Below are 23,852 nucleotides of genomic sequence, written 5' to 3' on the forward strand. Positions count from 1 at the left end.
TTGGCGAACTGGCCGAGCGGTTTGGCGATCATGTCCCCCGGCTACCCCGCCGATAGCTCTGAATGGTGCCTTGAGCGCGGTCAGCAAGAGCTTATCGAACTGCTGGCATTTGCAGCAGCCCATTCCATCGATTCGGTGAAGGACAAATACGACTACCGCGAGACGCAGCGTGCTCATGCCGAGGTTCTGGCGGATGCGCTCGACCTCGACATGACGAACTATTTCGAGGCGACGGCGGGAAACTACTTTAACCACCTCGCCCGCGATGGGATCGAGGCGGCGCTGATGGACATCAAGGGACCGGACTTTGCAAGTGGCGTCGGTCGCATGAAGAAGGTAGAGGCAGCAGCCTATGCGGAGGCGCATACCAAAGGCTCCGCATGGCCCCCGCCCCCATCCGGCCAGCAACGGCAGCGGCGATAGATGCTGATCCGTTTTGCGTCGATAATGACAGCGACGACGAGGTGCACGGTGTAGCCGATGACGCTGGCGAGGCCGATCAACCAAAAGACGAACTGACGCAGTTCGCCGAGGCGGCTTAGTGAAACCAGCCGTCGCCCGCCGCAGCGTCTCCCCGCGGCAGTAAGGCTTCTTTATTTGATCGCCCGTTGTTCTGCTTGACAACAGGCGGGATGTTGTTAGTATGAACATGAAGGCAGTGCTTATCCAGAAATCTCGTATCGTTCTTTCTGAACGCTCGTTCTACGAGATCGTGATGTGGCAGTTGCCCGAGCCAGTTCCCGGGAGCGCTCATCCATACAAGTACCGTTTAGCGCTGGTGGTAGAAGGAACGTGTGTGCTTCGCTATGACAATGAGCGCGGCAAAGGCGACCATAGGCACATCGAAGGTCTCGAAGAGAAGATAGAATTCACCGGTCTTAGTGACCTGCTTCGAGCCTTCAAGGCCGACATGGAAAGGATCATATCGTGACGAAACTGACTGTAAGGTTGACGACATTTGATGATCTTGAAGCCGAAATTCTAGCAAAAGCCGAGCGCGCCGCGTCGGACACGCTTGAAGATGCACCCCCGGTCCTTGGTTTTGAGAGCTACGAGGCTATGCATCGTATTCTTGCGCCATCGCGGCTCGACATCGTAAAAGTTCTGACCGCGCAAGGTCCCTTGGCGATCCGTGAGGTTGCTCGTCGCGTCAACCGCGATGTTCAGGCCGTTCATCGCGATGTGACTACGCTCATCAATAGCGGGGTGATCGACCGTCACGAGAAGGGAGTGGAGTTCCCCTACGACGGTATCCACTTCGAGTTCGACGTGACTGCGAAAACCGCCGCGTGAAAGCTGCCAAGCCCGCGCACCATGCGCGGGCACGTTCGTCGGCTTGATCGCAAACCAAGCAGTCGAGGTGCTCTGCGGCGAGGGGAACCCACTTCGGCCTTTCCTCTTGCACGCCCCCGCCCTCCCGGAAATTGAAGAACGACAGAGGTTTGCCATTAAGCAAGGTAGATCAGCGCTTGGGCCTTTCAGCCATGGCTTTCGATTTCATTCCCAAGGCATGACTGCCACCAGCTCATCATCGTCTTGGCCGGGACACGACTGGTTTCGGGGTTGAGCACCACTATGGCCGCTGAAACGTAGCCAGAGCAATACAGCAAACGCCTGGATCTTTCCAGATGCTGCGGACCGCGGCGCGACGGCACGCTGGTCTCTTGGCGAAGAGGCAGCAGGCCGGTGCGAATGTGTTCACAGTGCGATGGCTCTGGGGCCGGAGATGATTGGCGACCCAGGCGATGTTGCCGGTGAGCCGTTGTCGATGTGGGATCAGATGAGACGCGGTAGAGAACCATGCGTGTATCCCTGTTACGCGTTGCCTCATGGATGGGTCGCTGCCGCCGGCCGGGCTGACAGCAACCGCAGTCTTCAACGTGTAATGCTTGGCAATTTCTTTAGTCATCCCTTATCAGCCTATGCTCTCAAATGTCGGAAAGATCGAGTACTTTCGTGTCATGACGCCAGACACCTGCCCACCGAGCTGCTGACCGACGATGGAGCCACGCGCCTCGCCATTGATGGCGCAGCGAGAACGCGATGTGATGGGTTTGACCTCCACCAGCTCCCGGTGTTGATTGCCCTCACCTCCCCTACGCTTAAGCGAGCATTTTTCAGTCAGTCCGTACTGTTCCGGGGAGCGCCGCCGCGAGAGTGCCCAAGGCCGCCTCAGGTGTTGTGTTGGCGAAACCGAGAGTAATCTACGCCATCTTTAGCCTCCGCGAAGGCGAGGACCGGGCGATACAGATAGTCGCCTTTGTTTGTGGCGGACGTCGGCGAAGCGAAGTTGCTGGTCTCCGCGTCAAGGACCTGAATGACGGCCCGATGATCGATGTGCAGAGCTGCCCGGTTGGCTTACTCGCCAGTGAATTAGTCTAACGAAAACGAAGTCGGATGACCAGAACCACGGTATCTCCTCGCGGCTAGGCCGATTGATGCTCACTACATCTGTCCGGGCGCGGCAAAAATTGACAACACCCGCGTGTTCAGCGGGATCTGGCGACCGGGCGCCACATCAGAGCAAGCGCTCAATCCGCAGTAGATGCGGTTCCCAGAAGGCAAGTGGCGGTGGAGGGCTGGGTAGGGGGTGTCTCGTAGGTTCTAGCCCGATCGCCAAGAGGTTCTCATGTTCAAATCAAAGATGCAATGGACAGCAGAATGCGAAATGTCTGGGAGTGGAGTGGAGGGGTCGTCGCGTAAGGTCGCGCAATGAAGTGCCGAAGGTTTACTCGCGAAAATGACGGATGCAGGGGTCATCGAAGAAATGCGAATTGGTTTCGGATTGTGCGTAATGTAGTAAAGACTAGCGTCCTGGCGGGTTCGAATGCGATGATTGATAGAGGGAAGGGCTCTGCGACGCCGCCTTGGGGACTCGTAGCCTGTGCTCGTCGTATGAAGCGGTGCTCTAGGTCGTTGCGAGCATCGATTTTAATTTGAGCCGGGTCATTCGCGTGGTAGTCAGGTTGAGCGACCTGAGTTTGCCTATATGAGTCAGACAAGAAGTGCGCGGTGCCCTTTTGTGCGCTTCGGGTTCCGTGCTGTCAAAAGGTGAAGTCGGACTTCATATGCGTCGTTTTTCACGTGAGCCAGGCACCGTCTTCCACTGTCTGAAGTGATCGTTCCGGTGATCTCGCGATCTAATGGAGCGCGGATGGTTTCAATAGACGCAGGAGAGCTGCCGACAAAATTCGACGTGCGGGTAGGCGGGTTCGGGTCAACTAAGGGTAAACCTTGTCAGCTGACAAGGTTGGGGCAGTCTCTGAGAGGATATACTGGCCGCTCGCTACCTTGTCAGCTGACAAGGTTTGCAACAAATTCCCTACTCAACCGACCTGAGTTTCATATTGACCGACCTAATGACGAGCGCGCGCTAGAAGAATACCATCTCGATGCAAGGTGACTATCATGAGCGGTGCATTGGAGCGAAATAGACAGTTACCTCCCACTTCGAGTGGCAAATCTAACCTGAGAACTATCGCGACTGATTCCTAAGGCCAAGCGACGTCAAAATGCGCGGGAAGACGAAGCCCCGGATGTGGTTGCAGCGGCATGCGTTCAACCTGACCCTTGGCTAGAATGTATTTCTAGAGCTGAGCCTGAGCGGTAAGCAGCAAACGAAAGGGGGTCTATCGTTGATGCCTATGGATAATGGACCCAACCACCGCACCCGCAGAGATCATTGTATCGCATCGCTCGACGAGTTTGGGATAGGGATCTGCGCAGGCTTCATCATTCTCTTTTTGAGGTTCTGGTGACCCAAAGAGCCTGGCCTGTGAAGATGACTTCAAGACTCTTCGGACCGTAAATGAAACGAAAACCTAATCCGGCGGCATCCCGTCGTTGGCCGCTCGACGCCGCAGGACCACTCCCCCGTAGACGATGTGCAGGCGCAGGTAGTGAAAGACCTATCCTGGCCGTGCCGCACACTGCAGATCCATCCCTGTCCAAGACTAGATTGTGGATGGGTCGACTGACCTCAGTTCAGCAAGCTATGAGATTTTTTGAGTGCCTCAGACCAAACCGCGTACCCTGCCGTATTCAGATGAACCAGATCCGGCAAGTAATAGCGGAACATTGGCAACCCATTTTCTCCGAGGAGACCGGCGTTAGGGTCCAGCCAGGTTGTTTGCTCGCAATTATGACACCAGTCTTGAGCCTGCTGGTTAAAGAGGCCGAACTCATGGCGATAGATCCAGCGCGCTGGACTTGGCTTGATCGCCAGCACAGTTGCCTCCGCGCGCGGCAATGCTTGGGATATACGATGACGCAGATCCTGTAGGTGCTGAAGGGTTGTTTCGGCCTTAAGACCGTCGCTGGCTATATCGTTCTCTCCGAAATACAGCAGTACCTTGGTTGGGTTCAGTGGGACAAGAAGCTTGTCCAGGTAGTGGCAAGCAGAAAGGTAAGTGCCGCCACCAAACCCGAGATTGACGATATCTAGGGAGCCAAGATCCTCTGCGACAGAGCTCCATATTCGGAACGACGAGGAGCCGTACAAGGCGATCGGGTTGTCTGGAAGACCGATACGTTGAAGGCGGGCGAGAATGGCAACGATATCGTTTTCGTGGCGACTGGTGCCTATACTAGGTGGGAAGTCGTACATGGTGTCCTTGGAACATCTATGTTGACGAGATGTCGGCAAGAGCTGCCAACAGGCTAATGATCAAGGTCACGACGGCGTTTGCGCAAGAATAGCTAGCGCTCCTTTCGCCAGAGTGTCATCCGCGGCGACCGAAGTTTTGAGCCCGAAGACCTCTGCGGCAACAAGATAGAGATCGTTCAACCCGTCATTTCCGACGATTTTTCCATCATCTCCCTCCGTGAACCATCCTGCCTCGCGAGCTTGGCGAAACTCCTGCCCTATGACCATCCCCCGCACATAAGAGCGCAGCTGCTCCGGCGAAAGCCGGCCAGCGAGCCCACCGGTCCTCGCCGAAAACATCAGTGACAACATGGCGCCGGATTGCTTGGCCTCTGTCAGGCCCCAGCGAAAGGCATCCGGATCGTCGACCGGCGGCTGCGCAGATCCTCGGGCGATGAAGGAATGATTGATGAGCAAGTTGAAGATTTCACCTGTCACGAATGTCTGGAAGCCATCGATCCGTTGCTCCTTCACGCGCGCCCATTTGCTGTGGGTGCCGGGTATGATGAGCGTAGAGTCCTCTTCGAGACCATAGCCCACGATCAGGGTTTCTTCACCCCGCATCACATCGGGAAAGGGCATTCGGGCTGGGTCATTGAGACCGGGTAAAAAGAAGAGATCGGAGCCGTTTGGTAGCGATCTTCGAATGGCTCCGGCGGCAAGTTCCCTGGGCCCCGCGGGACACGGTACATAGGCAACCTCGACCCAACCGTTTCGGCTCGTAATCATTCCCAGCGCGGCAACCGGCAAGGCTCCGTGGCTCGAGAACCAGGGTGCAAGCGCATCCATGAGCGCGGCCTCGTGTTGGCCTTCAACGAGACTTGATATGCCGCTGCCGGTCTCGAGATTATCAAGTTCTTCGCCGCCTTCTCCGACAAGGGCTGCCCTCAAAGAGGTCGTTCCCCAATCCACGATAATTGATGTCGCTGTTCCCGCCGCCATGTCTCGCACTCTTCTTTCGTTCATCTTGGGGCTTGTCATAAAGCGCCGCGATATGTAGTGTCAATTAGTGAAATCGAGGTATCAAAATATGATACCTAATATGGAGGTAGACCATGGTTGCTCGCCTTAGAGGGATATTGCCCGTTTTGCCGACCCCATTCTTGGACGATGGCAGTGTTGACGAGGCTGGTATGAAGCGCCTCGTGACCTTCGCGCTGGATAAAGGCGTGGACGGTGTCGTGTTCCCTGGGTTTGCAAGTGAAGTTGAGACGCTCGATGCAGCCGAGCGCGCCGCGTTGCTGAACATCGTCGTTGATGCTGTGTCCGAGAAGGTCCCGGTGGTGGCAGGAGCGAGTGCGGCCGACTGGCGCGAGGTCGTCGAGCATGGGAGCGTTGCATCGTCGCTTGGCATCCGGCACCTCATGGTCCAACCGCCCAAGTCGGTCGGCACGGATGCATCTGCATTGATCGACTTCCTAGGCAAAATCATTGAGGCGCTCCCTGACGTAGAAATCATTTTGCAAAACGCGCCTGCACCCCGCGGCTCAGACCTCTCGCCTGAGGCGATCGTGGAGATTGTAAACGCCCTGCCGCAGGTCACGTACGTGAAGGAGGAAACCCTTCCCGCCGGTCCAGCTATCAGCCACATCATCACCAATGCGCCGTCAACGCTTAAGGGTGTTATCGGGGGCGGGGGCGCTCGCTACATTCTCGACGAATATGCCCGAGGTGCTACGGCCGCGATGCCCGCTCTGGAGATCGCCGAAGAGCATGTGGCCATTGACCGGGCACTTGTTGCCGGGCGGCATGAGGATGCTCGCAGGATCTATGTCCGCACCCTGCCGCTTCTGGTACTACAGGCGGTTTACCGCATGCGGTTGACCAAATATGTGCTGGCCCGTCGCGGCGTGATCGATAGCCTCAGCGTGCGCGCTCCAACACCCGAACTTGATGCGGCAGCCATTGCCGATATTGACGCTAATCTGGTCGAACTCGGTCTTGTTACACCGGAGGCCGCATGAATAGCCCCGTCGCAACCATCGAAGTTTTCACGCTGACGCAGCCGCGAAAGGTTCCTTATCTCGGCGCGCTCCGTAAAGGGGAGGTGGTCAATCCCAATGGTTACATCGTTCGCAAGGGTAATCGGACTGTATATCCCACGTTTGACCGGAGCGTGTTGGTCCGCATGACGACAAAGGCCGGCATTGTAGGTTGGGGAGAGACCTATGGGATCGTTGCTCCAGGCGCGGTGGCGGCTTTGATCAACGATCTTCTGGCCGGTTTCGTGATCGGGCGTGATGCGTCTAATCCGCCTGCCATCTATGACGACTTATACGATATGATGCGGGTGCGCGGATATACCGGAGGATTTTACGTCGATGCGCTCGCCGCACTCGACATTGCGCTTTGGGACATCGCCGGGCAGGAAGCTGGGAAATCGGTTCGCGAGCTTCTTGGCGGAGGTGTGGAAAGCTTCCCTGCCTATGTTTCCGGTTTGCCTGAAAAGACATTGAAGGCGCGGGGCGACCTTGCAAAATACTGGCAGGATCGTGGTTTTGATGCTTTCAAATTCGCCACACCGGTGGCTGACGATGGCCCGGCGGCCGAAATCGCCAACCTTCGGCAGGTCCTCGGCCCACAGGCAAAGATTGCCGCCGACATGCACTGGAACCAGACGCCGGAACGGGCGCTTGAACTCATTGCCGAAATGAAACCTTTCGACCCCTGGTTTGCAGAAGCTCCGGTCTGGACCGAAGACATAGGCGGACTGGAAAAGGTTTCGAAGGGAACAGACGTTCCGATTGCCGTTGGCGAGGAATGGCGCACCCATTGGGACATGCGCGCCCGGGTCGAGCGCTGCCGCATCTCCATCGTGCAGCCGGAGATGGGACACAAGGGCATCACCAATTTCGTCCGCATTGGCGCTCTTGCGGCCGAGCAAGGCATCGATGTCATCCCGCACGCAACCGTTGGTGCGGGCATCTTCCTCGCCGCCAGCCTGCAGGCGTCCTCGACATTACCGACCCTGAAGGGACATGAGTTTCAGCACTCGATATTCGAACCCAACCGCCGCCTGCTTGCGGGCGACATGGATTGCCGCGAAGGCAGCTACTACCTGCCTTCCGGACCGGGACTTGGCGTCAAGCCGTCGGAGGCGGCACTCGCACTTATTGAACGTATCTGAACTGGTTTTCTGGAGGAGGAACCCATGACCAAAGGAATAAAGAAGCTGGCGCTTGGCACAGCGACCGCGATGCTGATGACAATGGGCGGATTCGCGCCTGCCATGGCCGATACCGTGCTGAAATTCATTTCTTGGCAAACCGATGATGCCGGTACCGGCGAATGGTGGCGTTCCGCCATCGCCGCCTTTGAGCAGCAGCATCCGGGCGTGAAGATCGAATTTACCAAAGCTGAGCGTAGCTCCTACGCGGATACGATGACAACGCTTTTTGCGGCCAATCAGCCACCGCAGATCGTGCATCTGGCGTCTTTCGAGTTTCAGATGTTTGCCGATAGCGGGTGGCTCGAACCTCTTGATCCTTGGCTGAAGAAGGACGGCGTCGACATGAAGGGCTGGGCTGGACAGCAGAAATGCGAATGGAATGGTGAAACCGTCTGCATCATGACCAACTATTTCGGTTTCGTAATGGCCTACAACAAAAAGATATTGGAAGAGGCAGGTGTTGCGGTTCCGAAGACCTATGATGAGTTCCTGGCCGCTGCGAAAGCGACAACGAAAGATCTGAACAGCGACGGCATTGTCGATCAGTTCGGCACTGGCCATGAAACCAAGGGCGGTCCGGGCCAGTATCTGACAGAGATGCTGAACTACATCCTCGACGCCGGAGCCTACTGGACGGACAAGGATGGCAACATCACCATCGACACGCCACAAATGGTCGAGGGTCTTTCACGCTGGAAAACCGTGATGAAGAGCGGCGTCAGCCCGGTGGATATGAGCGCCAGCGACGTGCGCAAGCTCTTTGCAGATGGCAAAATGGCGATGCGGCTGGATGGACCGTGGCTCTACGGTACAACCGAAAAGGGTTCGGCCAAGGCTGACATCGTTTATGTCGCACCGCCGCTTCACCCGCCGCTCGGCGGCTCATCCAACGTGCTGGCAATGCCGGCTGATATCCCCGACGACCAGAAAGCCCTCGTATGGGATTTCATCAAGTTGACGATGTCACCAGAATTCCAGCGCAGCTACGCCACCCTCGGCGGGAATACGCCGCCAAGCCCGACTGCCGACGTCTCGGGCGTGGAAAAGACCATCCCGCATTTCCCTGTGCTGATCGAGACGATGAAGGCCGCATCCGATGCGGGTATCGACCGCATCCCGACTGGACTTGAGCTCTTCTACAATGAGTTTAGCAAGATGGTGATGGAAGAAAGCCAGAGGATGATCATTCAGGATCTCGATCCGGCAGAAGTGGCCAAAACCATGCAGGCAAAGGCCGAAGCCATTAAGGGTTAATCCCGTCGTTTTGCCATGGCCCATTTGACGGGCTGTGGCCATCATTCGCATCCGGCAGGAGGACCATCCATGACCGAACCCGTTCGGGCTGGGCGTCGCAAGTTTTTCGATCTTGCGCGTCCCAGCCGGCAACATCTCCTCGGCTATATCCTGATCGCGCCCGCGGTCCTGATGGTTGCCGCCATCATCGTCTGGCCGCTCGTTTTGGCCATCGACCTGTCGTTTCAGCAGGTCAAGATACCGAGGCTTGGCGGGGCTAGCCGTCCATTCTCCCTTGCCAATTATAATTGGCTGTTTTCGTCGCCGGAATTCTGGTTGGCGTGTTGGGTAACGCTGAAGCTGGTGATTGTCGTCACCGCAGGCAGCGTTGCCGTTGGTCTGAGCACGGCGCTTCTCGCCAACAATCGCTTCAAGGGGCGAGCCGTTGCGCGGCTGGGAATGGCACTGCCTTGGGCCGTGCCGGAGATCATTGCGGTTGTCATCTTTGCGTGGATGTTCGACACCTCCTTTGGCCTGTTCGGCTGGCTGTCGATCAAGCTCGGTTTCACCGACCAGATGATACCTTGGGTCAGCAGTTCCACGGCGGCCTTTTGGGCCGTTGCCATTACCATGGTGTGGAAGGGCTTTCCCTTCGTGTCGATCATGTGCCTTGCCGGTCTACAATCCATTCCCGCTGATTATTACGCGGCCGCCAAGGTGGATGGCGCGAGTGTGTGGCAGCGGTTCCGCTGGATCACAATGCCGCTGTTGATGCCGGTTCTAGGCGTGACGCTGGTGCTGACGCTGCTGTGGGTGTTCCGCGACTTTTCGATCATCAAGGTTCTGACCGGTGGCGGGCCGCTGCGTTCGACGCAGACGCTGTCCATCATGACCTATGACCAGGCCTTCCAGTATCACAATTTCGGCCGCGCCGCCGCCGTCGGCGTGCTGACGCTGGTGATCTGCATCGTCGCGAGCCTGTTGATGCTCGGCCGGCGTTCGAAATCGATCTATTGAGGGGGCTTTGATGAAACGGACATTTTTACAGAGCCTTGCTCTCTACGCGACCGTCATCTTCACGCTGGTCATGATCCTCTTCCCGGTCTACTGGCTTCTCGTCACGGCGCTATCCACCACCGATGAGCTATACCGACTGCCGCCGACCTTCTGGCCGGAAGACGCGCAGTGGGACATATTCGCCCGTGTCTGGGCCGCAAAACCTATCCTGCTCTGGCTCTGGAATTCGATGCTGGCGGCCATCGGTTCTGTGGCGCTGTCGATGCTGGTTTCGGTCAGCGCCGGTTACGCGCTATCGCGTTATTCCATGAGGGGCGGCGCGACTATGGGTCTCTTCGTTCTGACAGCGAAGATGTTGCCCGCAACCTTGCTGGTCATACCGCTGTTTTCGATCTTCTCCAGCTTCGGCCTGATCGGTAGCCTGTGGACGCTGGTGCTGGCGCATTCGACTATGATCATTCCGTTCGCCACATGGATGCTAAAAGGCTATTTCGATACGATTCCTAAAGAACTGGAACAGGCCGCCATGGTCGACGGCTGTTCACCAGTTGGCGCGATGGTGCGCGTTGTGCTTCCCATCGCAACGCCCGGTCTGGCCGCCACCGCACTCTATGCCTTCGTGCTGAGTTGGGCCGACTATGCCTATGCCCGCACCTTTCTCGTCAACTCGCCGGACAATTGGACGGCTAATCTCGGCATCACCACGATGCAAGGCGAATACGTCACCTACTGGAATGACATTTCCGCCGCATCCGTGTTCATCGCGCTGCCGATCATCGCAATCTACCTGTTCCTTGAACGTTATTTGGTCGGCGGCCTGACCGCTGGCGCGGAGAAATAAGCATGGCCAATATTTCCATTCGCAACGTCAGCAAGTCTTATGGTGCCCTTAATGTGCTCAGGCCGTTCTCGCTCGAAATCGAGAACGGGGAGTTCGTGGTGCTGGTCGGACCATCGGGCTGCGGCAAGTCGACAATGCTGAAAATACTTGCTGGTCTCGAGCCGGCGAGCGGGGGACAAATTTTTATCGGTGATAACGACGTCACGGATCTTGCGCCCGGAGACCGCGATATTGCCATGGTGTTTCAAAACTATGCACTTTACCCGCATCTGACCGTGCGCCAGAATATTGGCTTCGGTCTGAAGATGCGCGGCACCGACAAGGCTGAGATCGACCGCCGTGTAAACGATGCGGCGCGCATTCTGGAAGTGACGCCCTATCTCGATCGTAAGCCCAAGGACCTCTCCGGGGGCCAGCGTCAGCGCGTCGCTCTTGGTCGCGCTATCGTGCGCCAGCCGCAGGCCTTCCTAATGGATGAGCCCTTGTCCAACCTTGACGCAAAGCTACGTGTCCACATGCGTGCCGAAATCGGCGCTTTGCACAAACGCATCGGCGTCACCACAGTTTACGTCACACATGATCAGGTGGAAGCCATGACCATGGCGGACCGCGTGGTTATCATGCAGAGCGGCGTCATTCAGCAGATCGCCGGGCCGGACGAGCTTTTCAACAATCCGGCCAATCTCTTCGTTGCCGGTTTCATCGGCTCGCCGGGTATGAATTTTCTGAATGCGGAGCTACACAACGGTGCTCTAAAACTGTTTGGTCAAACAATCACCATGCCATCTGCGAAGGCCCGTGAGGGCAATGTGGTTGTCGGTCTGCGACCTGAGCACCTGACCCTGGCCGAAGCGCCCGTGACGTTCACCGTCCGCCCGACACTGGTGGAAAGTTTGGGGTCGGAGAAGTACGTTTACTTCGACGACGAAGCCGCAAGGGTAGCCGATGGAGAAGACGGTAAGTCAAAGGGTCTGATAGCGCGCGTCTCCCACACCGGCAATCTTCCTGGCAATGAGGCCCTAAGGCTTGGTTTCGATCCTGCTCAGCTTTACTTCTTCGACGCGAAGACCGGAGTACGGCTATGATCCTTGTCACCGGATCGGCAGGCCGTGTCGGACGCGCCGTGGTCGCGGCATTGCGCTCACGGGGCCGCATCGTTCGCGGCCTTGATTTGAGGCCGTCTGGAACCGGGGGCGAGGAAATCGTTGGTTCGCTCGAAGATGCCGAGGCTATTTTCAAAGCCATGGATGGCGTGAGCGATGTTCTGCATCTAGGAGCTTTCATGTCTTGGTTGGCCGCTGATCGCGACCGCATGTTTGCTGCCAATGTCGAGGGCACAGGTAGGCTTCTGGACGCGGCGTCATTGGCTGGAGTGCGGCGGTTTGTCTTTGCTTCTACCGGTGAGGTGTACCCGGAAAACCGTCCGGAATTCTTACCAATTACCGAAGATCACCCGCTTCGGCCAAATTCGCCCTATGGTCTTACGAAGCTGCTGGGAGAAGAGCTGGTCCACTTTCATCAGCGGATTGGACGCATGGAAACCGTTATCCTGCGTTTCTCTCATACGCAGGATGCTGCGGAACTGCTCGATGAGGAGAGCTTCTTTTCTGGGCCGCGGTTTTTCCTGCGGCCGCGCATTCGCCAGCAACAGAGTCTTGGAAACACAGCCGTCGCCGACTTGCTGCAATCCCACGATGTTGGAGAGCCTTCGCATATACTCGCGCGAAATGAAAACGGCCGACCGTTCCGCATGCATATAACGGATACACGTGACATGGTGGCGGGCATCTTGCTCGCTCTCGACCATCCGAAGGCCGCAGGTGGCGCCTTCAATCTGGGTGCCGATGAACCGGTGGATTTTGCGGCGCTTCTGCCGAAGATTTCGTCGCTGACCGGCCTTCCCATCGTGACAGTCGATTTTCCCGGCGACGGCGTCTATTACCATACGTCCAACGAGCGGATCAGGAACACCTTGGGGTTTGAAGCGCAATGGACGATGGACCGGATGCTGGACGACGCGGCGGCCGCAAGGCGGCGGCGAGGCGCGATGGAGCAGGGGCAATGAAACCGGAGACGCCGGGTGGCACGGCAGCGCTGTCCAAGGGACTGACGCTGCTTGACATGGTTGCCGACGCGCCGGAGCCGTTAAGGTTTGCGGATCTGTTGCGCGCGTCTGGTCTGCCAAAGCCGACCTTTGCGCGAATCCTACGCACGCTCATCGCGTATGGTCTCGTCCGCCAGGATGAGGCACGTGGCACCTATGTTCTCGGCCAGCGCTTTCTGGAAATGTCCCACAAGGTCTGGGAGAGCTTCGATCTCGTCTCTGCGGCATCGCCGGAACTCGAGCGGCTCGCGGCTGAACTCGGGGAGACGGTGGCGCTTTGCAAGCTTGACGGCACGATGACGCAGTATCTCGCGGAGCGCTCACCGAATGGTCTTTCAGTGCGCGTCGAAGTGGGGCGTCGCGTTCCGCTTCATTGCACGGCGCCAGGCAAGGCGCTACTCGCCTTCCAGGATCCCGCAGTTGGTCGTAGCCTGCTGGATCGCTTGGCGCTCGACTTGCAGACAGCCAAAACCATCACCACCCTTGAGGCGCTACAGGCCGATCTCACATTGACGCGGGCGCGAGGGTATTCAATTTCTTATGAGGAGCATCTACCCGGAGTAAATTCGGTGGCTGCCCCTGTTATGGGCCGCGACAATACGCCAATGGGCGTGCTCGTCGCATTGGGGCCGTCATCGCGGCTCGATCCCTCCAATATTCATCCCACTGGTCGCGAACTGATTGCCGCTGCTCGGCGGATCACAGGCGCAGCCGGGGCAGTGGCGATCAGCTCACGACCACGCCCGCGTTCAGCAACGGGTCGCCCTAACGCTGAGCTCAGCTGCACGCTACCCTGGGGTGCCCAACTGGGGGAGAGCCCAGCCTGGCACGAGGGGGAACAAGCCCTGTACTGGGTGGATATTCTCCATCCGGCGGTGCACCGCTTCGATCCGGCCACTGGGCGCAACGAAACCTGTGAGACCGGGAAGCTTGTCAGTGCGGTCATCCCGGTCAACGGAGGACGATTGCTCGTGGCGTCGCAGGACGGCTTAGAATGGCTCGATTTCGCTTCCGGACGGCTGACGCCATTTGTCAGCCCGGAGGCGGACATTGCCGACAATCGTCTGAACGACGCAAAATGCGGGCCCGATGGGGCAATATGGGTCGGATCGATGCGCATCGATGCATCGAAGCCCACGGGTGCGCTCTATCGTATTAATTCTGATGGAGCTTTCGAACCAAAAGAGAGCGGAATCGTTGTTTCCAACGGCCTCGGTTGGAGCCCCGATGGGGGGACGTTCTACTTCGTTGACACTGTCCCTGGTCTGATACACGCCTACGACTGCAACCCATTGACCGGGTCGCTGTCGAACCGTCGCGAGTTCGCGCGCATCCCTGTCGCTGACGGTCGGCCCGACGGTCTTGCTGTCGATGCAGAGGGAGGCGTCTGGTGCGCGATTTGGGACGGCTGGTCGGTGCGCCGGTACCTTCCTAGCGGGAAGCTGGATCAGGTGATCGATATGCCGGTTCCACGCCCCACCAGCATCGCTTTCGGCGGGCCAGATTTGTCGACACTTTTCATCACAAGTGCACGTACGCGCCTGCCGGCGTCCACGCTTGCCGACGCGCCGCTCTCCGGCGGACTATTCTCCTGCCGCCCCGGAACCACCGGCGCCGGCATATTTGTCTTCAAAGGATAAATAGATGCAGCTCGAAAGTGTCTTTGGACTGAAAGGCCGTACGGCACTCGTCACGGGTTCGAGCCGCGGCATCGGCGCCGCCATTGCGCAGGGGTTGGCGGGAGCGGGCGCTCGCGTCATCCTCCATGGCGTAAAGCCAGGAGCTGCTGAAGCCGTGCAACGCCAGATCGCCGCAAGCGGCGGTGCAGTGCATGAACTGGCAGGCGACCTCTCCGAGCCCGGTGCCGGTCGTGATCTGGTTGAGCGGGCCGAAGCAATTGCTCCTATCGATATTCTAGTGATCAATGCCAGCGCGCAGATCAACGCCTTGCTCTCAGAACTGACGTCCGAAGATCTTGCCTTTCAGCTGGCGGTCAATCTGGGCTCGACAGTGGAGATGCTGCAAGCCGTTCTCCCGCGTATGGCGGCTCGCAAATGGGGCAGGGTGGTTTCTATTGGTTCGGTCAATCAAGTTCGACCAAAAGGTATCGTTACCGCCTACGCAGCGACAAAGGCTGCGCAGCATAATCTGATTCAAAGCCAGGCGCGTGATTACGCGCGTGATAATGTCTTGCTCAACACACTTGCCCCTGGTCTTATCGACACCGACCGCAACGCCCACCGTCGTGACGAGGATCCGGAAGGCTGGGAAAATTACGTGCGGACGCTGAACTGGATGGGCCGTGCAGGACAGGCGGAGGAACTCGTCGGCGCCGCTATCTTCCTTTCCTCTCAGGCGTGCAGTTTTATGACCGGGGAGAGCATACTACTAACCGGAGGATATTGACTGATTGCCGGCAACACTGAGCGGCAACCTTTACGAAATGGACACTACTTGGCCTTGCCAAGAGCCGACGCTGCTTCGCGTCGATGCCTTCCGCCGATCTCATGATTGTCGCATATGTTGCGACGAACTTGCAGGCTGGTTCTTTTAGAGATGTGTAGCGGATGACGACCGTCTCGCTGAGGTAGAGCACTATGAGCAGCGGTCGGTGCTTGGCTTACTGGACCAGACGATGGAGAAGTCCTCTCCGGATAAGTGTCTCGGCGTTAGGGTCGACTGTTGGTAGCTTTCAACGCCCTCTCGATACGATCCAAACCCTCTACCAGAAGTGCGCGTGGGCAGGCGAAATTCAGCCGAATAAAATTGGCATAATCGGGACCAAATTCGGAACCGGCGCTAAAGCCGACTTTGCCATTCCCGAGAAAATAGGTCTGTGGATCAGATTCCAGCTTAAGGGCAGTGCAGTCCAGCCAAGCAAGAAACGTGCCTTCGGCCTTGATCACATTGATCGATGGGAAGCGGCGGTTGATCTCATCCGACAGGAAGTCTCGGTTAGATTCGGGATATCGAAGCATCGCAGTTTTCCACTCACCATCTTGCGTGTACGCCGCAAGCGTCGCTTCAAGTCCGATAATATTGACGCTGTCCACCATACCAAGCCGTGAGGCTGAAAAGGTCTCGCGCATCCGCCAGCTCTTCAAAATGCGGATGACAACGTTACCATAGGATGCTACAAGGATTGCCAATGACAACGATACCACTGGGACCAGATGCGTTCTTATTTATCTCTTCGGGAACAATCCGGCGATCAGCCGGAACTCAACGAGCAATCGGATATCATTGGTTCGAAGCCGACGGACGGTTCGCTTGCCCTGCCTCTCCTGACTGTCGACCTAGATACCTACCGCAGTAATCGGGATCGTTTTCTCGCGCTTATCTCGGCCTTTGGAGCAAACGTCGCGCCGCATGCTAAGACGCCGATGTGCCCCGAAATTGCAATTGATCTTATTGATGCCGGCGCATCAGGCGCGACAGCCGCAGATCTCTTTCAGGCAGAAATTCTGCTTCGATCCGGTGTCCAGAATGTCCTGATCGCCAACCAGATCGGTGGCCTTGCGGCGGCAGGGCGCTTGCGAATGCTTGTTGACGCATTCCCGCAGGCCGAAATCACCTGCTGTGCAGATTCCGCGCAGGCGGCGACCAATCTGGTGCAATCGTTTAAAGGTCGCTTGGGCAATTCCCTCAAGGTCTTCGTTGAGGTGGGTGCCGGGCGTACCGGCGCGCGCACGAAAGAGGCCGCAAGCAAGATCATCGATATCCTTTCGACCAGTTCGGAAATCGTGCTGGTTGGTGTTTCGACTTATGAAGGCTCCGTGATTGGAGCGACGCCTGAAAAACTCGATGCGAACATGGCTACCCTGTTTGATCTTGTTGTCGAAACATTCGCGCTCATTCGCCAGGCTCATCCCGAACGAGCGCTGATTGTTTCGGCGGGTGGTTCGGTCCATTTCGACCGCGTAATCGCAGCCCTGGTGCCGCTTTGCGATGCAGACGGAAATGCGACGCTGCTGCTACGCAGCGGCGCCATATTCTTCTCCGACCACGGTGTCTACAAACGCGGGTTCCAGTCTATCGACGAGCGCGGGCTGCTGATCTCGGATGGCGTTAAATTCAAGGCATCCGAAACGTTCCAGCCCGCCATGCGCATCTGGGCAGAGGTGATTTCCGTTCCAGAACCGGGGCTCGCGATAGTCGGGATGGGCATGCGGGATGTCTCATTCGATCAGGATATGCCTGTGGCGCTGCGGGTTTACCGGAACGGAATGCCGGTCGAGCCCAATCTCGCGCCTTCGGCGAATGTTACCAAGCTCAATGATCAGCATGCTTTCCTATCCTTTGAATACGCTGCCGGACTGGCCATCGGGGATGTCATCGAGTTCGGAATCTCGCATCCCTGCACCTGTTTCGACCGCTGGCGCATCTTTTACGGACTTGATGCATCGGGCCGGATCGAGCGTCTTTACCGAACCTTCTTCCATTAGGAGCGGCGATGCCCAATTTCAATTTTCGCCCGCTCTGGCGTTACGAGAACCAGTTCATCGACGGCGTGCTGACGACCCTGCTGCTCACTGTCTCGGCCGCAGCGATCGGACTTCTGATCGGCATTGCCGGTGCGGTCATCCTGCGCAGCGGACCGAAGCCGGCGCGCATCGCCGTGCGTGCCTATATCGAGGTGATCCGCAACACGCCGGCATTGCTGCAAATCTTCATCATCTTCTTCGTGCTGCCCAGTATCGGCCTTCGCTTCTCGCCAATCCAGGCTTCGATCGTCGCCCTGTCGATCTATTTCGGCGCCTATACCAGCGAGATCCTGCGCTCCGGCCTCAGCTCTATTCCGCGCAGCCAGATCGAGGCGGGCCTGTGTCTTGGTCTCACTCGCTGGCAGGTTCTGTCACGCATCGTTCTTCCGCCGGCCATCCGCAACATCTACCCGTCTATGACGTCGCAATTCGTGCTGCTCCTGCTCGGAACATCGATCGCTTCGCAGGTTTCTGCTGACGAGCTGTTTCACGCGGCAGGCTTTATCGACAGCCGCACCTATCGCAGTTTTGAAGTCTATGCGCTGACCTGCGGCATTTATTTCACTCTCGTCATCCTGTTCAAAATTGTCTTCGCGCTTTTCGGGCGGGTCGTCTTTCGCTGGCCAACCCGAAGATAGGTCCAGATCATGCGCCAGTTTTCCTTTTCCGACCTGATCTTTCTCGTCACTGCGCTCGAATGGACATTCCTTATGGCTGCGATCGCGCTTGCCTTCGGTGTGCCGCTCGCGCTCGGTCTCGCCCTTGCGCGCACCAGCGGTTCGCTGGTCATGCGCACCATCGCCTCCGCGCTGATCGAACTCATCCAGGGCATCCCGCTTCTGGGGCTCCTGATGTTCTTCTATTTCGGCATTCCGGTCCTCGTCGTCAGGGATGTGCCGCCGGTCGTTGCCGTCGGTGCGGCCTATACGATCTACACAGCAGTGTTCCTTGGCGATATCTGGCGCGGTGGGATACAGGCGGTTCGCCAGGCCCAGTGGGAGGCGGGAGCCTGCCTCGGCCTCTCCTGGCTGCAGCAATTCGTCCACATCATCGGCCCGCAGGCCTTTCGCATCGCCCTTCCGGCAACCGTCGGCTTTCTGGTCCAGCTGATCAAGAACACATCTCTCGCCTCCGTTGTCGGCCTGGTCGAGCTTGCGCGTGCCGGCCAGATGATCAGTGCGGGCACCTTCCAACCGCTCCTCGTCTACACCTTGGTGGCGGCCATCTATTTCACCATCTGTTTCCCACTGACCACCTGGTCCCGGACCCTGGAGGCGCGGCTCAATGGCGCTCGTTGAAATCAAGAATGTTCGCAAGAATTACGGACCGCTGGAAGTGCTCAAGGGCGTTTCGCTCGATGTCGAAAAAGGCGAGATCGTCACCATTATCGGCCGCAGCGGATCGGGCAAGAGCACGCTCCTGAGATGCATCAATGCCTTGGAGACGATCAATTCCGGCGAGATCTTGCTAGGAGGGCAGTCGGTCTCGGCCGATATGGACGGGTTGAGGCAGATGCGGCAGAAGGTCGGCATCGTCTTCCAGGCGTTCAATCTCTTCCCGCATATGACGATCGAGAAAAACGTGACGCTCGCCCCAATCCTGACGGGCAAGACGGACAAGCGAGCGGCCAAGAAACTGGCCCTGTCGGTTCTCGAGCGCGTCGGTCTTGCCGACAAGTTGAACGCCTATCCGGAACAGCTCTCCGGCGGACAGCAGCAGCGCGTCGCCATTGCCCGCTGCCTCGCCATGTCGCCGCATCTCATGCTTTTCGACGAAGTCACCTCGGCGCTCGATCCCGAACTGGTCGGTGAGGTGCTGAAGGTGATGGAGGAGATGGCGGCACAGGGCATAACCATGGTTCTCGTTACGCACGAGATGAGCTTCGCCCGCAACGTCGCGACGAAACTGGTCTTCATGCACCAGGGCCGGGTCTGGGAACAGGGAGATCCCAAGGCGCTGTTCGCCGATCCGCAAACGCCGGAACTCAAAAGCTTCATCGGTCATCACGCACGCTGATCGGTTGAGAAATTTCAAACGCAACAAGGGGAATGACATGAAACTGTTCAAGCGTATCCTTGCCGCGGCCACGATTGCCGCCGCTCTTTCCGCTCCGGCACTGGCCGACACGCTGGTCGATGTTACGTCGAGCGGCAAGCTGCGCGTCGGCGTCCTGCTCGATGCTGCACCCTGGGGTTACAAGGATGGTCAGGGCAAGGATACCGGCCTCGATGTCGAACTCGCGCGGATGATGGCGAAGGACCTCAATGCCGAGCTTGAGATCGTGCCTCTCACCGGCGCAAGCCGTATCCCCAGCCTTCTCGCCGACAAGGTCGACGTTCTGATCGCTGCCGCCGGTGCAACTCCGGAGCGTGCCCAGCAGGTGATGTTCTCGCAGCCCTACGCCGCCGTCAGCCTCGGCGTCTTCGGCGGCAAGGGCGAGAAGATCGACAGCGTCGCAGGCCTTGCCGGAAAGCAGATCGCCGTTGCCAAGGGCTCGACGCTCGATACCTGGCTGACGGACAATGCGCCGGAAGCAAAGCTCATCCGCTTCGAGGACACCGCGTCCGCGATTTCTGCGTTTCTCGCAGGCCAGGCGGACTATTTCGCAGAAAACAGCGCGATCGCGGTCAAGGTCGCAGATGACAATCCGGGCAAGAACGTCTCCATCGCCTACCGCATCCGCCTGTCGCCGGCCCATATCGGCGTCAAGCAGGGCGAGCAGAACTTCCTGAACTGGATCAACACGTTCCTCTTCTTCCACAACATGAACGGTGATCTGGCCAAGCTGCAAATGACTTTCTTCAAGGAAGCACAGACCCTTCCTCATATGTGATCCCACCCAAAAGCGGGGCCCGTCTTTGGCGGGCCCAGCACAGACCGAGATTGAAAGCGCGCAGGGTAAAGCCACGCGACGATAAGGTGTTTCATGCATACCGGACTATTCCATTCGATTGATTTCCACGCTGAGGGCAAGCAATTGGGCTGGCTGTCGGCGCCATTCTCGGTCGATCGCTCTCCCTATTTCCATGTCCGGACCCCTATCTGCACGATCCGGAACAGCGACGGTCCCTCGATCTTGCTGATGGCGGGGAACCACGGTGACGAGTATGAGGGGGAGATCAATCTCAAGCGCCTCATCCGCAGCATCGAGCCGGCCGACATTACCGGCAGGCTGACGATCATACCATTCGCGAACATGCCTGCAGTGATGTCGGCACGCCGCTGCTCACCGCTTGACGGAGGAAATCTCAATCGCGCCTTCCCGGGCAGCATGGAAGGCACTCCAACAAGTCGGATGGCCAATTTCCTCGAGCGGGAACTCTTCCCCGGTTATGACATCGTCTTTGACATGCATTCTGGCGGAACCTCAATGGCGCATCTGCCGACCGGCCTGATCGAGGAAAACGACGACGCGGACCGGCACGCCAAGGCCGTGAAGCTGCTCAATGCGCTCGGCATGCCCTACGCGTTCATTGCAAGGAACGGCATTGATGCACCGACCTCGATGGCAGCCGCTGCACGAGCAGGCGCAATCGGTATCAGCGGAGAGTTCGGCGGCGGTGGCAGCGTGACGCCGCAGACCATGTCCATGACGGCGCTTGCGATCAACAACCTGTTGATGGCCGCTGGCCTGACCAAGGCGCCCGTGTTGCCCAGCCATTTGCAGGTCCAGGAGACCCGTCTTCTCAGCCTCAATTCACATGACCAGGCAATCTATGCGAACCGCACGGGATGGTTCGAGCCGGCAGTCGATGTCGGCGCGAATGTCGAGGCCGGAGATGTCGCCGGCTGGTATCACGACTTTGAACGCCTGTCCGAGAAGGAAGAGGAACTTCGCTTCCAGGTGTCGGGCGTTGTCATTTCCCGGCGCCTCCACACTCATTGCGAAAACGGCGATTGCCTCATGCAAGTTGGCCAATTAATCAAAGGCTAGAAGCCACGTCGAAGCCGGAGAATTCATGGCAAAGGGTAAATTGAAGAGCGTAGACGACGTAATCTATGATGACGTCGTTCGCATATCCAAGCCACCGGCCGGACCTGATGATGGCCAGTCCACTGACGCCGTTAGCATTGGTGATGTTGCACGCATGGCCGGCGTCGCGCCGATTACCGTCTCTCGTGCATTGAGCAAACCTCAAAAGGTGAGTGCCGAGAAGCGGGCCCGGATACAGCAGGCCGTCGAAGCAACCGGCTATCGGGTCAATCCCTTTGCCAGTGCATTAAGGAGCGGACGCTCCAATGTGGTCATGGCATTTGCGTCGAACATGTTCAGCGAGCAGTTTTCACTGGCATTGCATGCTTGCGGCAACATTTTGGAGAAGGCCGGATATCTCTTTCTCGTGGGACAGACCGCATATTCCTACGACCGTGAGACCGCGGCTATCCGCTCGCTGCAGGCCTTGAAGCCGGCTGCGGTCATGTTCACCGGCGTCATCGAACTCGAGGAGAACCGCGATATCCTGAAAAATCTCGGAATTCCGATCATGGAGACGTGGGCTCTGCCGCGGGACCCGATCGATATGCTTGTCGGATTTTCAAATACCGAGGCCGGCTTGCTTGCTGCAACCGAGTTGGCGGAGAAGGGGCATCGGAAAGTGGCCTATATCGGCCGGCGTGGCGGCCGAGGCGCACTGCGCCTCCAAGGCTTCAAGAACGGATGTCAGAAATTCGGTCTCGATCTTGTTGGGGTTGCTCTTGGCGGAGATATCGTCGGACCATCCGATGGCGCAGCCTCTCTCACCCGGTTGCTGGCGGAATGCCCGGATGTCGAGGCGATCTTCTGCGCTAACGATCTTCTGGCGTTCGGATGCCTGGCCGAGGCTCGACGGCAGCACATTGCTGTTCCCGAGCGCCTGGCGATGATCGGCTTCGGCGATAGTGAAATCGCTGCGGAGATACCCCCCGGCCTGACCATGATCGGTATCGACACGCAAGATCTCGGTAGGATCGCCGGCGAAATGATTCTCAACAGTCTGTCCGATGGCAAAAAAAATGCCGAAAGGACGCGCCGCTTGCCTCTGAGGGTTATCAGGCGCGGGAGCCTTTGAAGCCCGTCCTTCCGGTTTTACCCAATCCAGGCGTCGTTCATCGAGGCCCGTAAGTTCTACGAGGATGAAATGCATCGATCGATATGGACCTATCCCTGGGACATTCAGGACCAAGGTGTTGAGAGATTCGTAAACGAGATCAAGGGGCGAGCTGGGCTGAATTCGGTCAGCCTTGCCACCTCCTACCATGCCGGTCGCTTCCTCCAGCCGCGTAGCCCGACGCAGAAAGCATATTTTCCGGAAGATGGAACGGTCTATTTCCAGACCGACGAGGCGCTTTGGTCCGGCAAGGAGATTCGGCCCCTGGTGGCCAATAATCTCACCGAGCGCGGTGACATGTTGAGGGCGTTGGTTGACGGGCTCTACGAGACGGGACTTGGCGTGTCGTGCTGGACGGTCTGCTTGCATAATAGTCGCCTTGGCATGCTCCACCCGGAACATGTGACGCGCAATGCGTTCGGCAACGCAAACTTTTACAATCTGTGCCCTTCCAGCCCTGCCGCGCGCGATTATGTCGTGACGCTGGTCAAGGATATAACCACCAATTACAAGCCCGATATGCTGGAGCTGGAAAGCCCCAATTTCATGGGATTTGCCCATGAATACCACCACGAAAAGGATGGAGTGGGCCTCAATGCGGAAGACGATTTCCTTCTTTCCCTCTGCTTCTGCGAGCATTGTACGGCGCGTGCGCTAAAGGCCGGTGTGCCCGTTGATCGCGCGCAGCAGACGGTCTCAAGATTTATTGCCGAGCTTTGCGAGCGCGCTGTTCCGGAAGTCCAGTTTCCGAATTTCCCAGCAGGGGGGATCGATGTTTTTCGTGGGTACCCTGAACTCCATGCCTTCCTGCAGTGGCGAACGGAACCAGTGACCAGCCTAATCGGCGAGATCAAGGCGTCTGCGCATCCTGCGACCCGTATCGTCCTGATCGACCTCAAGGACGGGTGGCTTGGTGGTGTAGATCTTCCCGCCGTGGCAAAGCTTTGTGATGGCGCCATACTGTGCTGCTACGACGCAAGCCCGGAAGCGGTGGCCGATGTGATTGAGACTGGTCGCGCTGCACTTGGTCCAGACAAGTTCCTCGGCGTCGGCCTGCGGGTCTTCTATCCGGAGGTAGAGGGTCCGGCCATTCTCGAAGCGCGCGTGAAGGCCGCGATCGATGCGGGTGCGGAAGGTGTCAACTTCTATAACTACGGATTGATCCCCGCGCCTCGGCTCGACTGGGTTCGTGAGGCCATCGGCTCGCTCGGGCCGAGCATAGTCATCGCGTAGACCTTGGAAAGTGAGGAAAGGGGGCCGGCCAGCCTCCTC

Annotated in this window: 23 protein-coding genes; 20 read left to right on the forward strand and 3 right to left on the reverse strand. The window is 57.9% G+C overall.

What is annotated here, in order from left to right; translation table 11 throughout:
- The first annotated feature begins 30 nt into the window (after positions 1-30).
- The 3 genes from AC07U5_RS21890 to AC07U5_RS21900 all read left to right on the forward strand — a co-directional run bounded on the left by AC07U5_RS21890 (position 31) and on the right by AC07U5_RS21900 (position 1,293).
- On the forward strand, positions 31-423 hold the full coding sequence (locus AC07U5_RS21890) for a hypothetical protein (RefSeq protein WP_162741815.1): 393 nt from the start codon (positions 31-33) through the stop codon (positions 421-423).
- Positions 424-649: 226 nt separating this feature from the next.
- A complete protein-coding gene (locus AC07U5_RS21895; protein WP_494724337.1) occupies positions 650-931 on the forward strand; it encodes a toxin-antitoxin system TumE family protein in 282 nt (93 codons plus the stop codon).
- Between the two features lie 47 nt (positions 932-978).
- Complete coding sequence (locus tag AC07U5_RS21900; protein ID WP_312930952.1) at positions 979-1,293, forward strand: HVO_A0114 family putative DNA-binding protein; 315 nt, start codon at positions 979-981, stop codon at positions 1,291-1,293.
- A gap of 2,686 nt (positions 1,294-3,979) precedes the next feature.
- On the opposite strand, the gene AC07U5_RS21905 is transcribed toward AC07U5_RS21900, so the two are convergent.
- Positions 3,980-4,606 carry a GDSL-type esterase/lipase family protein gene (locus AC07U5_RS21905; RefSeq protein ID WP_113260228.1) on the reverse strand — a complete coding sequence of 209 codons (627 nt, stop codon included), beginning with the start codon at positions 4,604-4,606 and terminating at the stop codon, positions 3,980-3,982.
- Positions 4,607-4,672: 66 nt separating this feature from the next.
- Complete coding sequence (locus AC07U5_RS21910; RefSeq protein WP_113260227.1) at positions 4,673-5,611, reverse strand: 2-dehydro-3-deoxygalactonokinase; 939 nt, start codon at positions 5,609-5,611, stop codon at positions 4,673-4,675.
- Between the two features lie 89 nt (positions 5,612-5,700).
- Between AC07U5_RS21910 and AC07U5_RS21915 the strand changes: the two genes are divergently transcribed.
- The 9 genes from AC07U5_RS21915 (at position 5,701) to AC07U5_RS21955 (ending at position 15,415) form a co-directional block, all read left to right on the forward strand.
- Positions 5,701-6,609, forward strand: a complete 909-nt coding sequence (locus AC07U5_RS21915) for a dihydrodipicolinate synthase family protein (RefSeq protein ID WP_113260226.1) — start codon at positions 5,701-5,703, stop codon at positions 6,607-6,609.
- Positions 6,606-7,772: a mandelate racemase/muconate lactonizing enzyme family protein gene (locus tag AC07U5_RS21920; protein WP_113260225.1), complete on the forward strand. Its 1,167-nt coding sequence runs from the start codon at positions 6,606-6,608 to the stop codon at positions 7,770-7,772. The genes AC07U5_RS21915 and AC07U5_RS21920 overlap by 4 nt, the downstream gene beginning before the upstream one ends.
- A 24-nt stretch (positions 7,773-7,796) precedes the next feature.
- Positions 7,797-9,068 carry an ABC transporter substrate-binding protein gene (locus tag AC07U5_RS21925; RefSeq protein ID WP_113260224.1) on the forward strand — a complete coding sequence of 424 codons (1,272 nt, stop codon included), beginning with the start codon at positions 7,797-7,799 and terminating at the stop codon, positions 9,066-9,068.
- Positions 9,069-9,137: 69 nt separating this feature from the next.
- Positions 9,138-10,064: a carbohydrate ABC transporter permease gene (locus AC07U5_RS21930; RefSeq protein ID WP_062597665.1), complete on the forward strand. Its 927-nt coding sequence runs from the start codon at positions 9,138-9,140 to the stop codon at positions 10,062-10,064.
- A gap of 10 nt (positions 10,065-10,074) precedes the next feature.
- Positions 10,075-10,905, forward strand: coding sequence for a carbohydrate ABC transporter permease (locus AC07U5_RS21935; RefSeq protein WP_062597666.1), 831 nt, complete (start codon positions 10,075-10,077; stop codon positions 10,903-10,905).
- A gap of 2 nt (positions 10,906-10,907) precedes the next feature.
- A complete protein-coding gene (locus AC07U5_RS21940; protein WP_113260223.1) occupies positions 10,908-11,990 on the forward strand; it encodes an ABC transporter ATP-binding protein in 1,083 nt (360 codons plus the stop codon).
- Positions 11,987-12,970 (forward strand): NAD-dependent epimerase/dehydratase family protein, encoded by a 984-nt coding sequence (locus AC07U5_RS21945; RefSeq protein ID WP_113260222.1) that lies wholly within the window; start codon positions 11,987-11,989, stop codon positions 12,968-12,970. Before AC07U5_RS21940 ends, AC07U5_RS21945 begins: the two co-directional genes overlap by 4 nt.
- Positions 12,967-14,649 (forward strand): SMP-30/gluconolactonase/LRE family protein, encoded by a 1,683-nt coding sequence (locus AC07U5_RS21950; RefSeq protein WP_113260221.1) that lies wholly within the window; start codon positions 12,967-12,969, stop codon positions 14,647-14,649. The genes AC07U5_RS21945 and AC07U5_RS21950 overlap by 4 nt, the downstream gene beginning before the upstream one ends.
- Positions 14,650-14,653: 4 nt before the next feature.
- The gene (locus tag AC07U5_RS21955) at positions 14,654-15,415 is read left to right on the forward strand and encodes an SDR family NAD(P)-dependent oxidoreductase (RefSeq protein ID WP_113260220.1); all 762 of its coding nucleotides are present in this window, start codon (positions 14,654-14,656) and stop codon (positions 15,413-15,415) included.
- A gap of 263 nt (positions 15,416-15,678) precedes the next feature.
- On the opposite strand, the gene AC07U5_RS21960 is transcribed toward AC07U5_RS21955, so the two are convergent.
- Positions 15,679-16,098, reverse strand: coding sequence for a beta C-S lyase family protein (locus AC07U5_RS21960; protein WP_113260219.1), 420 nt, complete (start codon positions 16,096-16,098; stop codon positions 15,679-15,681).
- A gap of 84 nt (positions 16,099-16,182) precedes the next feature.
- On the opposite strand from AC07U5_RS21960, the gene AC07U5_RS21965 reads away from it, so the two are divergent.
- The 8 genes from AC07U5_RS21965 to AC07U5_RS22000 all read left to right on the forward strand — a co-directional run bounded on the left by AC07U5_RS21965 (position 16,183) and on the right by AC07U5_RS22000 (position 23,813).
- Positions 16,183-17,454 (forward strand): type III PLP-dependent enzyme domain-containing protein, encoded by a 1,272-nt coding sequence (locus AC07U5_RS21965; RefSeq protein ID WP_113260218.1) that lies wholly within the window; start codon positions 16,183-16,185, stop codon positions 17,452-17,454.
- A gap of 8 nt (positions 17,455-17,462) precedes the next feature.
- Complete coding sequence (locus AC07U5_RS21970; protein WP_113260217.1) at positions 17,463-18,131, forward strand: amino acid ABC transporter permease; 669 nt, start codon at positions 17,463-17,465, stop codon at positions 18,129-18,131.
- Between the two features lie 9 nt (positions 18,132-18,140).
- Entirely contained in the window at positions 18,141-18,791 is a 651-nt protein-coding gene (locus AC07U5_RS21975) for an amino acid ABC transporter permease (protein WP_113260216.1), read from the forward strand.
- Positions 18,778-19,509: an amino acid ABC transporter ATP-binding protein gene (locus AC07U5_RS21980; protein ID WP_113260215.1), complete on the forward strand. Its 732-nt coding sequence runs from the start codon at positions 18,778-18,780 to the stop codon at positions 19,507-19,509. The genes AC07U5_RS21975 and AC07U5_RS21980 overlap by 14 nt, the downstream gene beginning before the upstream one ends.
- 37 nt (positions 19,510-19,546) lie before the next feature.
- Positions 19,547-20,326: a transporter substrate-binding domain-containing protein gene (locus AC07U5_RS21985; RefSeq protein WP_113260214.1), complete on the forward strand. Its 780-nt coding sequence runs from the start codon at positions 19,547-19,549 to the stop codon at positions 20,324-20,326.
- 93 nt (positions 20,327-20,419) lie between these two features.
- A complete protein-coding gene (locus AC07U5_RS21990; protein WP_113260213.1) occupies positions 20,420-21,427 on the forward strand; it encodes a M14 family metallopeptidase in 1,008 nt (335 codons plus the stop codon).
- Between the two features lie 25 nt (positions 21,428-21,452).
- On the forward strand, positions 21,453-22,541 hold the full coding sequence (locus AC07U5_RS21995) for a substrate-binding domain-containing protein (protein ID WP_113260212.1): 1,089 nt from the start codon (positions 21,453-21,455) through the stop codon (positions 22,539-22,541).
- Between the two features lie 69 nt (positions 22,542-22,610).
- Positions 22,611-23,813: an alpha-amylase family protein gene (locus AC07U5_RS22000; protein ID WP_113260211.1), complete on the forward strand. Its 1,203-nt coding sequence runs from the start codon at positions 22,611-22,613 to the stop codon at positions 23,811-23,813.
- The last annotated feature ends 39 nt before the right edge of the window (positions 23,814-23,852 follow it).

Source organism: Agrobacterium sp. GW821-FHT02D03 (assembly GCF_059421725.1).

Excerpts from the sequence above, each read along its gene's own strand:
- AC07U5_RS21905 (WP_113260228.1), bottom strand. The coding sequence starts at position 4,606 with ATGTACGACTTCCCACCTAGTATAGGCACCAGTCGCCACGAAAACGAT.
- AC07U5_RS21915 (WP_113260226.1), top strand. The coding sequence starts at position 5,701 with ATGGTTGCTCGCCTTAGAGGGATATTGCCCGTTTTGCCGACCCCATTC.
- AC07U5_RS21950 (WP_113260221.1), top strand. The coding sequence starts at position 12,967 with ATGAAACCGGAGACGCCGGGTGGCACGGCAGCGCTGTCCAAGGGACTG.
- AC07U5_RS21995 (WP_113260212.1), top strand. The coding sequence starts at position 21,453 with ATGGCAAAGGGTAAATTGAAGAGCGTAGACGACGTAATCTATGATGAC.
- AC07U5_RS21920 (WP_113260225.1), top strand. The coding sequence starts at position 6,606 with ATGAATAGCCCCGTCGCAACCATCGAAGTTTTCACGCTGACGCAGCCG.
- AC07U5_RS21910 (WP_113260227.1), bottom strand. The coding sequence starts at position 5,611 with ATGAACGAAAGAAGAGTGCGAGACATGGCGGCGGGAACAGCGACATCA.
- AC07U5_RS21890 (WP_162741815.1), top strand. The coding sequence starts at position 31 with ATGTCCCCCGGCTACCCCGCCGATAGCTCTGAATGGTGCCTTGAGCGC.
- AC07U5_RS21935 (WP_062597666.1), top strand. The coding sequence starts at position 10,075 with ATGAAACGGACATTTTTACAGAGCCTTGCTCTCTACGCGACCGTCATC.
- AC07U5_RS21980 (WP_113260215.1), top strand. The coding sequence starts at position 18,778 with ATGGCGCTCGTTGAAATCAAGAATGTTCGCAAGAATTACGGACCGCTG.
- AC07U5_RS21965 (WP_113260218.1), top strand. The coding sequence starts at position 16,183 with ATGCGTTCTTATTTATCTCTTCGGGAACAATCCGGCGATCAGCCGGAA.
- AC07U5_RS21970 (WP_113260217.1), top strand. The coding sequence starts at position 17,463 with ATGCCCAATTTCAATTTTCGCCCGCTCTGGCGTTACGAGAACCAGTTC.
- AC07U5_RS21945 (WP_113260222.1), top strand. The coding sequence starts at position 11,987 with ATGATCCTTGTCACCGGATCGGCAGGCCGTGTCGGACGCGCCGTGGTC.
- AC07U5_RS21975 (WP_113260216.1), top strand. The coding sequence starts at position 18,141 with ATGCGCCAGTTTTCCTTTTCCGACCTGATCTTTCTCGTCACTGCGCTC.
- AC07U5_RS22000 (WP_113260211.1), top strand. The coding sequence starts at position 22,611 with ATGCATCGATCGATATGGACCTATCCCTGGGACATTCAGGACCAAGGT.
- AC07U5_RS21990 (WP_113260213.1), top strand. The coding sequence starts at position 20,420 with ATGCATACCGGACTATTCCATTCGATTGATTTCCACGCTGAGGGCAAG.
- AC07U5_RS21985 (WP_113260214.1), top strand. The coding sequence starts at position 19,547 with ATGAAACTGTTCAAGCGTATCCTTGCCGCGGCCACGATTGCCGCCGCT.
- AC07U5_RS21955 (WP_113260220.1), top strand. The coding sequence starts at position 14,654 with ATGCAGCTCGAAAGTGTCTTTGGACTGAAAGGCCGTACGGCACTCGTC.
- AC07U5_RS21960 (WP_113260219.1), bottom strand. The coding sequence starts at position 16,098 with ATGCGCGAGACCTTTTCAGCCTCACGGCTTGGTATGGTGGACAGCGTC.
- AC07U5_RS21940 (WP_113260223.1), top strand. The coding sequence starts at position 10,908 with ATGGCCAATATTTCCATTCGCAACGTCAGCAAGTCTTATGGTGCCCTT.
- AC07U5_RS21895 (WP_494724337.1), top strand. The coding sequence starts at position 650 with ATGAAGGCAGTGCTTATCCAGAAATCTCGTATCGTTCTTTCTGAACGC.
- AC07U5_RS21925 (WP_113260224.1), top strand. The coding sequence starts at position 7,797 with ATGACCAAAGGAATAAAGAAGCTGGCGCTTGGCACAGCGACCGCGATG.
- AC07U5_RS21930 (WP_062597665.1), top strand. The coding sequence starts at position 9,138 with ATGACCGAACCCGTTCGGGCTGGGCGTCGCAAGTTTTTCGATCTTGCG.